Genomic DNA, 13,531 nt, shown 5'->3' with positions numbered 1-13,531 from the left:
CCCCGGGGTCACCGCGGCGGCAGCGGCGGCCTCCGCAGGTTCGGGGCCGTGTCGTACGAGGGCGGTGTCGCCGCCGGGTGTGCCGCCAGCAGTTCCAGGGCCAGGCGGACCGCGTCGTCGAGGACGGCGTACCGGCCCTCCGCCCAGTCCAGCGGGGTGCGCAGGGCCTCCACGTCCGGTTCCACACCGTGGTTCTCCACCGACCACCCGTACGTGTCGAACCAGGCGGCGTTCATCGGGACCGTGATCGACGTGCCGTCGCCCAGCCGGTGGCGGCCGGTCATGCCGACCACACCGCCCCAGGTGCGCTGGCCCACCACCGGCCCCAGCTTCAGCAGCCGGAACGCGGCGGTGATCATGTCGCCGTCCGACGACGTCGCCTCGTCGGCCAGGGCCACGACCGGGCCGCGCGGCGCGTTGGAGGCGTAACTGACCGCCTGGGCGTTGCGGGTCAGGTCCCAGCCCAGGATCGTGCGGGTGAGCTTCTCCACGACCAGCTCGCTGATGTGGCCGCCCGCGTTGCCCCGTACGTCCACGATGAGCGCGGGCCGGGCCACCTCCAGGCGCAGGTCCCGGTTGAACTGGGCCCAGCCGGAGCCGCCCAGGTCCGGGATGTGCAGATAGCCGCACTTGCCGCCGCTCAACTCCCTTACGACGTCCCGGCGTTTGGCCACCCAGTCCTGGTAGCGCAGCGGACGTTCGTCGACCAGCGGCATGATCGCCACCCGGCGGGACGGGCCGCCGCCCGCCGGGGTGAAGGTCAGCTCCACGGTGGTGCCGCCCGCCGCCGACAGCAGCGGGTAGGGGCCCGTCACCGGGTCCACCGGCCGGCCGTCGACGTGGGTGAGGACCGCGCCCTCCCTGATCCCCGTACCGGCCAGCGGTGAACGCGCCTTGGAGTCCGAGGAGTCGCCGGGCAGGATGCGCTGGACGGTCCACGCGCCGTCCCGGCAGACCAGGTTGGCGCCCAGCAGGCCGATCGCCCGCTGGTAGTGCGGCGGGCCCTCGTTGCGGCGGGCGGGGGAGACGTACGCGTGCGAGGTGCCCAGCTCGCCCAGCACCTCGCGCAGCAGATCCGCGAACTCGTCGGGGGAGGCGACCCGTTCGACCAGCGGGCGGTACTGGTCCAGCACCCCGTCCCAGTCGATGCCGCACATGTCGGGTTCCCAGAAGTAGTCGCGGATGATCCGGCCCGCCTCCCCGTACGCCTGCCGCCACTCCGCCCCGGGGTCGACCTCGTGCAGGATGCGGCGCAGGTCCAGGTAGACCGTGGTGTCGCCGTCGCCGGGCTCGGTGGCGGGGACGGCGCGCAGCTCGCCGTCGTCCATCACGACGAGGCGTGAGGAGTCGCCGCTGACCGCGAACCAGTCGAGGTGGTCGACCAGTTCGGTTCTGCGGGCCTTCGCGATGTTGAAGTGCTCCAGGGTGGGCCGCCCCGACATGTCGGCCGGGTTCGCGAACGTCTCGCCCAGCGCCCCGGAGATCGGCCAGCGCAGCCAGACCAGACCGCCGCCGCTCACGGGGGCGAGCGCCGAGTACTTGGAGGCGGAGACCGGGAACGGCGTCACCCGGCTCTCCAGCCCCTCGAACTCCACCATCACCGTCGACCCCTCCGACGTACCGCCCTCCGGCACGTCCACCGGGTCCAGGCCGCCCGCCGCCGGACGCCCGTCGGGCGAGAGCGCGAAGGGGGACGGGGTCGCCGAGGAGAGCGGCACCAGGTACGGGCGGCAGCCCAGCGGGAAGGAGAGGTCGCCGGTGTGGACGTCGTACACCGGGTCGAAGCCGCGCCAGGACAGGAACGCCAGATAGCGGCCGTCCTCCGTGAAGACCGGGTTCTCGTCCTCGAAGCGGCCGTTGGTCACGTCCACGATCACCGGTGCGCCGGGGCCGGAGATCCGGGCCAGCTTGATCTGCCGCAGCGAGCGGCCGACCCCCGGGTGCGACCAGGTCAGCCAGTCGCCGTCGGGGGAGAAGGCGAGGTCGCGGACCGGGCCGTTGACGGAGCGGATCAGCTCGGTGAGGCCCGGGTGCTCGTCGACCGGGGCCGCGCTGTCCGGGGTCGCCGCGCCGGTGGCCGCGTGCAGGTCGGCGCGGGTCGAACCGCTGGGGGGCTTCTCCACGGTTTCCGCGGGCTCCGCCGCCTCCGCCCCGGGCTCCGCCGTGTCCAGGAGCAGCAGGCGGCCGTCGTTGGACGCGATGGCGAGGCGTTCGCCGTCCGGGTCGGAGATCATCTCCTGCACCCGGCCCAGCTGCCCGGTGGCCAGCCTGCGCGGCGGGCGGTCGCCGCTGGCGCGCGGCAGATAGGCGATCTCGACGGCGTCCGGCCCGTCCGCGTCGGTGACGTACGCGACCCGACCCCCGCTGCCGAGCATCTCCGGCAGCCGCACCCGGACGCCCGGGGTGTCGGCGATGGTGCGGGCGGGGCCGTCGCGGTGGGTGAGCCAGTAGAGGCTGCCGCGTACGGTGACGGCGCTGGCCCGGCCCGTCTCGTCGACGGAGAGCGAGTCGACGTTGCTGGCGGCGGGCACCTGGTGGACGCGCCGGCCGGTGCGCGGGCCCCCGAGGCGCACCTCCAGCTTGCGCGGGCCGGCGTCGGGCGTCTCCAGGTCCTCGACCAGCCACAGCTCGCCCGCGCACTGGTAGACCACCCGGCGGCCGTCGCTCGCGGCGTTGCGGGCGTAGAAGGCGTCGTGGTCGGTGTGGCGGCGCAGGTCGGTGCCGTCCATGAGGCAGGAGTAGAGGTTGCCGACGCCCTCGTGGTCGGAGAGGAACGCGATGCGGCGGCCCACGAACATCGGGTTGGCGAGGTGGCCGTCGAGGTCCGGGAGCAGCCGTTCGCCGTGCAGCCACAGGCGGCCCATGGCCCCGCCCCGGTAGCGCTTCCAGGCGGCCGGTTCGTGCGGGGGCGTGCCGGTGAGCAGCAGGGTCCGGCGCTCGCCGTCGATGTCGGCGACCGCGATGTCGGAGACCGGGCCCCAGGGGAGTCTGCCGCCGGGGCCGCCGTCGGTGGGGACGCTGTAGGCCCAGGAGAAGTACGAGAACGGCTGGTTGTGCGAGGAGACGGCGAGGATCTGGCAGGCCTCGCCCGGATCGGGGCTCCAGCCGCAGACCCGGGCGTCGGTCGAGCCCCAGTGGGTGAGCCGGCGGGCCGGGCCGCCGTCCACCGGCGCGAGGTGGATCTCGGGGTCCAGGGTGCGCCAGGTCGTGTAGGCGATGGACGACCCGTCGGGCGAGAAGCGCGGATGGCTGACCCGGGTCCGGTCGACGGTCAGCCGCCAGGCCCGTCCGGGGCGGTGCCCGGCGGCGGCGAGGGGTGCGACCCAGAGGTCGTCCTCGGCCGCGAAGCACAGCAAGTCCTGGTGAAGGTGCGGGAAACGGAGATACGCGACGTCGTCACTCACCCCCCAATGTTTTCGGGGTGCGGGTCCGGGGGCAACTTGTGGTGCAGAACACAAGCGAAACGATTTCGTTTCGCTGGACCGTGCGGGTACGGTTCAGCTGTACGAAACAGTTTCGTTCGATGCTGAGCGGGACTGAGTGAGAATGAGCGGGACACCGGACAGGTGAAGCGAAGGAGGTCGGCACATGGCACGCACCAGGCTGACCCCCGAGCGTGAGGCCGAGCTGTACGAGGCCGTCCTCGACCTGCTCCGCGAGGTCGGTTACGACGCCCTGACCATGGACGCCGTCGCCGCCCGTACCCGGTCGAGCAAGGCCACCCTCTACCGCCAGTGGGGCTCCAAGCCCGAACTGGTCGCGAAGGCGCTGCGGCACAACAAGCCGGGGAACCTCGCGGACATCGACACCGGCTCGCTGCGCGGGGACTTCCACACCGCGCTGAGCCGGACCGACGACTGCCAGATGGAGAAGGACGCCGCGCTGATGCGGGGTCTGAGCCATGCCGTCCATGAGTACCCCGAGCTGCTCCAGGCCCTGCGCGAGCTGCTGATCGAGCCGGAGATGACCGGCTTCGACCAGATGCTGCAACGGGCGATGGACCGGGGTGAACTGCGACCGGACAATCCGGCGCTGAAGTACATCCCGCACATGCTGGTCGGCGCGCTGGCCGCCCGGCAGCTGATCGAGGACCGCCCTGTCGACCAGGAGTTCCTCATCGACTACGTGGATTCCGTGGTTCTCCCCGCCCTCGGTGTCTGACGTCCCCGTCCCACCCGCACGGCCCTCTCCCCGACGCTCCACCTGACACGCCGCTCTCGTCGTCGGGCTGGTTCCTCACGCCCAACTCCACTCATACGACCTGACCGGGAGTACGCCCCCGTGGCCACTTTCCTCTACAAGCTCGGACGGCTCACCTTCCGCCGCCGTCGCTTCGTCGCCCTGATCTGGGTGGCGCTGCTGGCGGTCGCCGGAATCGGTGCGGCCACCGCGCCCGCCGCCACCTCCAGCTCCTTCTCCATCCCCGGTACGGAGGCGCAGCGCGCCTTCGACCTGCTGGATCAGCGCAACCCCGGCACCAGCGCCGACGGTGCCACCGCCCGTGTCGTCTTCAAGGCGCCCGGGGACGAGAAGGTGACCGATCCCGCCAACAAGAGCGAGATCACCGGAATCGTCAAGAAGTTGCAGTCCGGCTCGGACCAGATCGCCTCGGTCGCCGACCCGTTCGAGCAGCAGGCCGTGAGCCAGGACGGTTCGACCGCGTACATCTCGGTCTCCTACAAGGTCAACTCCATGGAGCTGACCGACGGGACCCGGGACTCCCTGGAGGACGTGGGCAAGGACGCCCAGCAGAACGGCATGAAGGTGGAGATCGGCGGCGACGCCCTCCAGGTCATGCCGCACACCGGGACCGCCGAGATCATCGGTGTCGTCATCGCCGCCATCGTCCTGGTCATCACCTTCGGCTCGCTGGTCGCCGCCGGACTCCCGCTGGTGACCGCGCTCGTCGGGGTCGGCATCGGGGTCTCCACGATCACCGCGCTGGCCAATGTCCTCGACCTGGGCTCCACCACCTCGATCCTCGCCATGATGATCGGTCTCGCGGTCGGCATCGACTACGCCCTCTTCATCGTCTCCCGCTACCGTGCCGAACTGGCCGAGGGCCGGGAGCACGAGGAAGCCGCCGGGCGGGCCGTGGGAACGGCCGGGTCCGCGGTCGTCTTCGCGGGCCTGACCGTGGTCATCGCCCTGGTGGGCCTGGCCGTCGTCAACATCCCGATGCTGACGAAGATGGGCTTCGCCGCCGCCGGAACGGTGGCCATCGCCGTCCTCATCGCGCTCACCCTCGTGCCCGCAGCCCTCGGCTTCGCCGGCAAGCGGGTCATGGGCCGCAAGGCGCGCAAGGCCGCCGAGGCGGAGAAGCGTCCCGAGGCCAAGCCGAACATGGGCACCCGCTGGGCGCGGTTCGTGCTGCGCAAGCCGGTCTGGGTGATGCTCGTCGGCGTCCTCGGCCTCGGCATCATCGCCGTACCCGCCGCCTCGCTGGAGATGGGCCTGCCCGACGACGGCGCCCAGCCGAAGTCGACCACGCAGCGCCAGGCGTACGACATGCTCTCGGACGGCTTCGGCCCCGGGTTCAACGGTCCGCTGCTGGCCGTCGTCGACACGAAGAACAGCTCCGACGGGAAGGCCGCCGCCGACCGGGTCGCCGAGGAGATCGAGTCGATCGGCGTCAGCGCCGTCATCCCGCCCGTCTTCAACAAGGCCGGCGACACCGCGACGATCACGGTCATCCCGAAGGACCGGCCGTCCTCCCACGCCACGGAGGAGGTCGTCCACGACATCCGCGACGCGGGCCGGGACATCAAGGCCGACACCGGGGCCGAGGTGCTGGTCACCGGCGCCACCGCGATGAACATCGACTTCTCGCAGAAGATGAACGACGCGCTGCTGCCCTACCTGGCGCTCGTCGTCGGCCTCGCGTTCCTCCTGCTGATGCTGGTCTTCCGCTCGATCCTCGTCCCGCTGAAGGCGGCCCTGGGCTTCCTGCTCTCGGTGGTCGCGGCCCTCGGCGCGGTCGTCGCGGTCTTCCAGTGGGGCTGGCTCGGCTCCCTCTTCGGTGTCGAGCAGACCGGCCCGATCATGAGCATGATGCCGATCTTCATGGTCGGCGTGGTCTTCGGTCTCGCGATGGACTACGAGGTCTTCCTCGTCACGCGGATGCGCGAGGCGTACGTCCACGGCGAGAGCCCGGGCCAGGCCGTCGTGACCGGCTTCCAGCACGGCGCCCGGGTGGTCACGGCCGCGGCGGTGATCATGATGGCGGTCTTCTCCGGCTTCATCGGCTCCAGCGAGCAGATGATCAAGATGATCGGCTTCTCGCTCGCCATCGCCGTCTTCTTCGACGCCTTCGTGGTGCGGATGGCGATCGTGCCCGCCGTCCTGGCCCTGCTCGGCAAGCGGGCCTGGTGGCTGCCGCGCTGGCTGGACCGGGCGCTGCCCAACGTGGACGTGGAGGGCGAGAAGCTGCAGAAGCAGCTGACCGACGACTCCGGCTCCGGGCAGGGGCACGGGGACGGTGGCGGTGAGGGAGAGCGCGAGCTCGTCCGCGTCTGACCCGTCCGCCCCGACGCCGCCCTGACGGTGTCCTCCCAGCTCCGGGGCCGCGTCTGAGCGGAGCGCGGCCCCGGAAGCGCCGGTTACCTGTGGGGACGGGGACCGGGGCACAGCGAAAGCCCCCGTGCGAACAGCACGGGGGCTTTCCCCTTCCGGAGGTGTTCCTCCCGCCGAGGGCGGGCGAGGCGCGGGGGCGCGGCAGGTGGGCCGTGCGCGGTACGGGGCCGGGGCGCCGCACGTGGTCAGCGTGCCGCCGGGTCGCGGAGGAACAGCGACTTCGACCACCAGTGGCCGAGCGCGATCAGGGCCAGGCTCCAGCCGACGGCCAGCCAGCCGTTGTGGCCGATCCCGGTGCCGAGGAGCAGGCCGCGCAGGGTCTCGATGGCCGGGGTGAAGGGCTGGTATTCGGCGATCGGCCGGAACCAGCCGGGCATGGTGTCGGCCGGGATGAAGGCGCTGGAGATGAGCGGGAGGAGGATCAGCGGCTGTGCGCTGTTGGCGGCGGCCTCCGCGTTCGGGCTGGCCATGCCCATCCCGACCGCGATCCAGGTGAGCGCCAGGGCGAACAGCGTGACCAGTCCGAAGGCGGCCAGCCACTCCAGGGCGGTGGCGTCGACGGAGCGGAAGCCGATGGCCACGGCCACGGCTCCGACCAGGACCAGGCTGGCGAGGATCTGCAGCACGCTGCCGACGACGTGCCCGGTGATCACGGAGCCGCGGTGGATCGCCATGGTGCGGAAGCGGGCGATGATGCCCTCGGACATGTCCGTGGAGACGGACACGGCGGCCCCGATCACGGTGGAGCCGATGGTCATCATCAGGATGCCCGGGACGATGTAGGCGATGTAGTCGGAGCGGTCCCCGCCGCCGATGCCCGCGCTCATCACGTCTCCGAAGATGTAGACGAAAAGCAGCAGGAGCATGACAGGCGTGAGGAGCAGGTTGAGGGTGAGCGAGGGGTAGCGCCGGGCGTGCAGGAGGTTGCGGCGCAGCATGGTGGTGGTGTCGCGGACGGTGAGGGCGAGGGTGCTCATCGGAGGGTCTCCTCGGGCTGCGCGGCCGGGGCGGCCTGCGCGGGCAGGCGACATCCTCCACGCGGCGCCGGAGTCCGCACCGGGATCGACGCCGCAGTCGGCACCGGCATCGGCACCGGGGTCGGCACCGGCATCGGCACCGGGGTCGGCACCGGCATCGGCACCGGGATCGACGCCGGCATCGGGCGTGAGGCCGGACGCCTCATCGGGCGCCGCTTCGGACGGTCCTGCCGGGCGGGGCTCGGGGCGCGACTGAACGGCATCCCGGCGCCCCGCCTCGCGCTCGCCTCAGCCGCGAGCGGTCTGCGCGCCCCGTCCCGCCCGCGCGTCCCGCTGCTCCGTCCGCGCACCCCGCTCCGGTGTGCCCCGCTCCGGGCGGGTGGTGCGGGACGGCGGTCGCGGCGGCGCTTCCCGGCCGGTGTCCGGCGCGGTGGCCGGTGTCTGCGCGCGGGTGCGGGCGAGGAAGCGGATCAGGGTGCGGATCTCGAACTGGAACACCTCGACCCCGTCCGTCGAGTGCAGCTCCACGATCAGCTGCGTACGGCCGCACGGCCAGACGCGGACGTCGCCGCGCTCGATGGGGGTCCGCAGGCCGCGCTCCAGGAGGTCGCGGCCGAAGGACCAGTCGGTGCCGTCGGGCAGCCCTATGTGGACGGTGCGCCGCTCGTCGGCGGGGTCGTAGCGCAGATCGACGGGGACCGGGCGGGTCAGGGGGCCATCGGTGATGAGCCGGGCGCGCGCATGTACTTCGATCACAGGGGACATGGGCCGGCTCCTCCTATATGTATAGCTCTGCCCTCTAATGTCCCATATTTTGCGGAAGTGGCGAGGTGGGTCCGATCCACCTGCCGGGCCTCCGCTCTTGCGCATCGATCGCAGGAGGGCACTACTATTGATGGGTTCATGACCCCGCTCGCAGGACCTCGTCCGCACGGGCGTGGAGACCGTGCGGACCCCGCAGGAAGCGGAGCCTTCCCATGCATGTACCCGATGGTTTCATCGACGCACCTGTCTCCGTGGCCGCCGGGGTGGTCGCCGTCGGCGCGGTGGCCGTCAGCCTGCGCGGCGCGCGCCGTGAGCTGGACGAGCGCACCGCCCCGCTCGCCGGGCTCGTCGCCGCCTTCATCTTCGCCGTGCAGATGCTCAACTTCCCGGTCGCGGCCGGCACCAGCGGGCACCTCATGGGCGGGGCGCTGGCCGCGATCCTGGTCGGCCCGTACACGGGGGTGCTCTGCGTCTCCGTGGTCCTGCTGATGCAGGGCGTCTTCTTCGCCGACGGCGGCCTCACCGCTCTCGGCGTCAACATCACCGTCATGGGCGTGGTCACCGTCCTCGTCGCGTACGGCCTGTTCCGGCTGCTGACGGGGGTGCTCCCGCGCACCCGCAGATCGGCCACCGCCTCCGCGTTCGTCGCCGCCCTGATCTCCGTACCGGCCGCTGCCGCCGCCTTCACGCTGCTCTACTGGGTCGGCGGCACCACCGACGTCCCGATCGGTAAGGTCTTCACGGCCATGGTCGGCGTGCACACCCTGATCGGGATCGGCGAGGCGGTCATCACCGCGCTGACCGTGGGCGCCGTCCTGGCCGTGCGCCCCGACCTCGTCCACGGCGTCAGCGGCCTGGCCGCCCCCCTCAAGCTCCGCGTCGACGGCGAACTGGTCGACGCCCCCGCCGCCCCCCGTGATCCCGGACCGCCCCTCGCGGCCCGCTCCACCCGCGGGTTCTGGATCACCGGCCTGGTCTCCGCCTTCCTGCTCGCCGGGGTCGTGTCCTTCTACGCCTCGACCGACCTGGACGGTCTGGAGAGGGTCGCCGCCGACCAGGGCATCGACGAGACGGCCGAGGAGCACGGCGCGGCCGACTCCCCGCTCGCCGAGTACGGCGTCGGGGGCATCACGAACACCCGCCTCTCGGGCGGTCTCGCCGGAGTGATCGGCGTCAGCGCCACCGTCGTCGTCGGTACCGGGGTCTTCTGGGTGGTCCGCCGCCGCCACGATCACGACCCCGCCCCCCACGGCCAGGACCGCGACGCCGCCTCCGGCCCCGCCCCCGACCGTGCCTCCGGCCCCGACAGAGGCCCCGCCCCCGCACCCGACAGAGACCCCGGCCCCGACCGCGCCCCCGGCCACCGCCGCGACCAGGGAGACGCCTGACATGGGCGCGGGCCACGCCCACAAGCTCTACCGGCACGGACACTCGCCGGTCCACGCCCTGCCCCCGCACTGCAAACTCGCCGCCGTCTTCTGCTTCGTCCTCGTGGTGGTCGCCACCCCGCGCGAGGCGATGTGGGCCTTCGGTCTGTACGCGGCCCTGCTCGCCGCCGTCGCCGCGGTGGCCCGCGTTCCCGTCGGCTTCCTGCTGAAGCGGCTCGTCGTCGAGGTGCCGTTCGTCGCGTTCGCCCTGCTCATGCCGTTCGTGGTGCCGGGCGAGCAGACGAGCGTGCTCGGCGTCTCCGTCAGCGTCCCCGGTCTCTGGGGCGCGTGGAACGTCCTGGCCAAGGCCACCCTCGGCGTCGCCGCCTCGGTGCTCCTGGCCTCCACCACCGAGCTGCGCGCCGTGCTGCTCGGCCTCCAGCGCCTCAAGCTGCCGCCACTGCTGGTGCAGATCGCCTCGTTCATGATCCGGTACGGGGACGTCGTCACCGACGAGATGCGCCGCATGTCGATCGCCCGCCGCTCCCGGGGTTTCGAGGCGCGCGGCGTACGGCACTGGCGGGTGCTCGCGGCCTCGGCGGGCGCCCTGTTCATCCGCTCCTACGAACGCGGCGAACGCGTCCACCTCGCCATGGTCAGCCGTGGCTACACCGGCACCATGCCGGTCATCGACGAAGTGACCGCCACCCGCGCCCAATGGGCGTACGCGGCGGCCCTACCCGCACTCGCCCTCGCCGTCTGTCTGCTGGGATGGACCCTGTGACCTCCTCCCCGGATGACGCCCCGTCGCTGGAAGTCAGCGGCCTGGCCTACGCCTACCCCGACGGCCACCAGGCCCTCTTCGGGGTGAACCTGACCGTCGGGCGCGGTGAACGCGTCGCGCTCCTCGGCCCCAACGGGGCGGGCAAGACCACGCTCGTCCTGCACCTCAACGGCATCCTGGACGCCGGCTCGGGCACGGTCCGCGTCGCCGGACTTCCGGTCGCCAAGCGGAATCTGGCCGAGATCCGCCGCCGGGTCGGCATCGTCTTCCAGGACCCCGACGACCAGCTGTTCATGCCCACCGTCCGCGAGGACGTGGCGTTCGGCCCCGCCTCCGCCGGTCTGCGCGGCCCGGAACTGGAGGAGCGGGTGCTGCGCGCGCTGAAGCAGGTCGGGATGGAGGAGTACGCCGCCCGGCCGCCGCACCACCTCTCCTTCGGGCAGCGCCGCCGGGTCGCGGTGGCCACCGTCCTCGCGATGGAGCCGGAGATCCTCGTCCTGGACGAACCCTCGTCCAACCTGGACCCGGCATCCCGCCGCGAACTGGCCGATATCCTCCGCTCCTTGGACGTCACCGTGCTGATGGTCACCCACGATCTGCCGTACGCCCTGGAGCTCTGCCCGCGCGCCGTCATCCTCAGCGAGGGCGTCATCGCCGCCGACGACCGTACGCGGGACCTCATGTGCGACGGGAAGCTGATGCGCTCCCACCGGCTGGAGCTGCCGTTCGGCTTCGACCCGCGCTCCGCCGGCGTTCCGTCGGCGTGAACAGGTCGTGACGGCACGGCCATCACGGCGACCCGCCCCCCGAACACCGTGCCGGGGCGTGCACCATGGGGGGATGAGCGGGAGCGCGGGAGTGAGCACGACGGCGGGCGCGGAAACGGAATCGGGACCCGGAGCGGAATCGGGGCCGGGTACGGGAGCAGGATCGGGCACGGGCACGGGCACGGGCACGGGCACGGACTCGGGCACGGATACGGGCGCGGCAGCGGAGGCGGCCGTCGCCGAAACCGTGGCCCGGCCCGTCGCCGTGGACGTACGGGGCACGGTCGCGCCCGGCTACGAACCGGTCGCGGAGGCGTTCGTCCGCAACTTCGAGCAGCGCGGGGAGCGCGGCGCGGCCGTCGCCGTCTACCGTCACGGGCACAAGGTCGTCGACCTGTGGGCCGGGACGCGCGACGTCGACGGCACCGAACCGTGGGCCGTCGACACCGTCCAGGTCGTCCGCTCGGCCGGCAAGGGCATCGCCGCCGCCGTCCCCCTGCTGCTCCACCAGCGCGGGCAGGTCGACCTGGACGCCCCGGTCTCCACCTACTGGCCGGAGTTCAAGACGAACGGCAAGGAACGCGTCCTCGTCCGCGACCTCCTCGCCCACCGGGCCGGCGTCCCCGCCCTGGACACCGCCCTCACCCCCGCCGAGGCCGCCGACGGGGTCTCCGGGCCCGCCGCCGTCGCCGCCCAGCGGCCCTACTGGGAGCCCGGCACCGACCACGGCTACCACGCCCAGACCTACAGCTGGCTGATCGGCGAACTGGTCCGCCGCGCCACCGGCCGCACCATCGGCCGCTGGATCGCCGAGGAGATCGCCCGTCCGCTCGGCCTCGACTTCTGGTTCGGGCTCCCGGCCGACGAGGCCCACCGCATCGGCCGCATCGGCCCGGTGGAGCCCCCCGCCCCGGCCACCGCCTCGGGGGCCCTGCGGGTACGCGCCAAACGCTCCGTCGTCGAGGCCTACCGGGACCCGGACTCCCTCACCCGCAGGGCGTTCGGCGCGATCGACCCGTTCCCCGACGAGAACGACCCCGCCTACCGCGCGGCCGAACTCCCCGCATCGGGCGGCATCGCGACCGCCCGGGGCCTGGCCCGCTGCTACGCGGCGATGATCGGCCCCGTCGACGGCCACCGCCGCCTGTTCGCCCCCGCCACGCTCACCCTGGCCCGTACGGAGGAATCGGCGGGCCCGGACCGGGTGCTGGTCGTCAACACCCGCTTCGGCCTGGGCTACATGCTGCACGGTCCGGCCGCGCCGCTGCTGGGCCCCGGCTCCTTCGGCCACCCCGGGCGCGGCGGCTCACTCGGCTTCGCCGACCCGGAGTCCGGCATCGCGCTCGGCTACGTCACCAACGGCCTCCAGAAGGGAGTCACCGCCGACCCCCGTGCCCAGGCCCTGGTCAGGGCAGTACGGTCGGCGCTATGACACCAGCACCCGCGCAGATCCCGGCCGCCCGCTTCGCCGGACACAGTGTCCTGATCACCGCCGCAGGCCAGGGCATCGGCGCGGCGACGGCCCGCCGGCTGGCGGCGGAAGGGGCCTGCGTTCTCGTCACCGACCTGGACGCGAAGCGCGCCGCCCACACGGCGGCGGCGATACGCGAGGCGGGCGGCACCGCCGAATCCGCCGTCTGCGACGTGGCCGACCGGGCGGCGGTCGAGGCGGCCGTCGCCCACGCGGTCGCCGCCTTCGGACGGCTCGACGTCCTGGTCAACAACGCCTACGCGGCGAGCCCGGACACCCCGCTCTTCGAGGACGAGTCGGACGACGTCTGGGAACGCGACCTGGACATCACGCTCTCCGGCCCGTTCCGCTGCGCCCGTGCCGCGCTGCCGCACCTGGTCGCCTCGGGGCGGGGCGCGATCGTCACCATCGGCTCGGTCAACGGCGAACAGGACTTCGGCGGCCACGCGTACAGCGCCGCCAAGGCGGGCCTGGCCAGCCTCACCCGTACGCTGGCGGGCCACGCCGGACCACGCGGCGTACGCGTCAACCTGGTCGCCCCCGGCACGATCCGCACCGACGCCTGGGCGGGCCGCGACGCCGAACTGGACCGGGCCGCCGCCCTCTACCCGCTGGGCCGCGTCGGCACCCCCGAGGACATCGCGTCCGCCGTGGCCTTCCTCGCCTCCGCCGACGCGGCCTGGATCACCGGGACGACGCTCCGCGTGGACGGCGGCATCCTCGCGGTGAACACGGGCTTCCGGCAGGCGATGGCGCCGCAGGAGGGGCGCGGCCGCGAGGACGCGCCGTAACCACGCACCCCGAGGGCCCGGCCGTAAATCCGTGGT

10 protein-coding genes are annotated in these 13,531 nt (G+C 72.8%); 7 read left to right on the top strand and 3 right to left on the bottom strand.

Annotated features, from left to right (window positions below):
- Window positions 1–8: 8 nt before the first annotated feature.
- Window positions 9–3,404: a S41 family peptidase gene (locus DTB53_RS34125; protein WP_112416020.1), complete on the bottom strand. Its 3,396-nt coding sequence runs from the start codon at window positions 3,402–3,404 to the stop codon at window positions 9–11.
- Window positions 3,405–3,588: 184 nt separating this feature from the next.
- On the opposite strand from DTB53_RS34125, the gene DTB53_RS34120 reads away from it, so the two are divergent.
- A complete protein-coding gene (locus DTB53_RS34120; protein WP_003968511.1) occupies window positions 3,589–4,161 on the top strand; it encodes a TetR/AcrR family transcriptional regulator in 573 nt (190 codons plus the stop codon).
- A 120-nt stretch (window positions 4,162–4,281) separates the two neighbouring features.
- A complete protein-coding gene (locus DTB53_RS34115; protein WP_003968512.1) occupies window positions 4,282–6,516 on the top strand; it encodes an MMPL family transporter in 2,235 nt (744 codons plus the stop codon).
- 242 nt (window positions 6,517–6,758) lie between these two features.
- On the opposite strand, the gene DTB53_RS34110 is transcribed toward DTB53_RS34115, so the two are convergent.
- A complete protein-coding gene (locus tag DTB53_RS34110; RefSeq protein WP_003968513.1) occupies window positions 6,759–7,550 on the bottom strand; it encodes an ABC transporter permease in 792 nt (263 codons plus the stop codon).
- 288 nt (window positions 7,551–7,838) lie between these two features.
- A complete protein-coding gene (locus DTB53_RS34100) occupies window positions 7,839–8,315 on the bottom strand; it encodes an SsgA family sporulation/cell division regulator (protein ID WP_003968517.1) in 477 nt (158 codons plus the stop codon).
- Window positions 8,316–8,527: 212 nt separating this feature from the next.
- On the opposite strand from DTB53_RS34100, the gene DTB53_RS34095 reads away from it, so the two are divergent.
- From DTB53_RS34095 to DTB53_RS34070, 5 genes are all read left to right on the top strand, one after another.
- Window positions 8,528–9,703 (top strand): energy-coupling factor ABC transporter permease, encoded by a 1,176-nt coding sequence (locus DTB53_RS34095; RefSeq protein ID WP_012380518.1) that lies wholly within the window; start codon window positions 8,528–8,530, stop codon window positions 9,701–9,703.
- 1 nt (window position 9,704) lies between these two features.
- Window positions 9,705–10,466 carry a cobalt ECF transporter T component CbiQ gene (cbiQ, locus tag DTB53_RS34090; protein WP_012380519.1) on the top strand — a complete coding sequence of 254 codons (762 nt, stop codon included), beginning with the start codon at window positions 9,705–9,707 and terminating at the stop codon, window positions 10,464–10,466.
- Window positions 10,454–11,233 (top strand): energy-coupling factor ABC transporter ATP-binding protein, encoded by a 780-nt coding sequence (locus tag DTB53_RS34085; RefSeq protein WP_012380520.1) that lies wholly within the window; start codon window positions 10,454–10,456, stop codon window positions 11,231–11,233. The genes cbiQ and DTB53_RS34085 overlap by 13 nt, the downstream gene beginning before the upstream one ends.
- Before the next feature lie 265 nt (window positions 11,234–11,498).
- Window positions 11,499–12,665 (top strand): serine hydrolase domain-containing protein, encoded by a 1,167-nt coding sequence (locus tag DTB53_RS34075; RefSeq protein WP_042498645.1) that lies wholly within the window; start codon window positions 11,499–11,501, stop codon window positions 12,663–12,665.
- The gene (locus DTB53_RS34070) at window positions 12,662–13,495 is read left to right on the top strand and encodes an SDR family NAD(P)-dependent oxidoreductase (RefSeq protein ID WP_012380522.1); all 834 of its coding nucleotides are present in this window, start codon (window positions 12,662–12,664) and stop codon (window positions 13,493–13,495) included. The genes DTB53_RS34075 and DTB53_RS34070 overlap by 4 nt, the downstream gene beginning before the upstream one ends.
- Window positions 13,496–13,531 lie beyond the last annotated feature (36 nt).

The organism is Streptomyces griseus, assembly GCF_900460065.1.
GTDB classification, from domain to species: Bacteria; Actinomycetota; Actinomycetes; order Streptomycetales; family Streptomycetaceae; genus Streptomyces; species Streptomyces griseus.
Note: the sequence above shows the minus strand (reverse complement) of the source record. Positions and strands in the feature narration are given on the sequence as shown.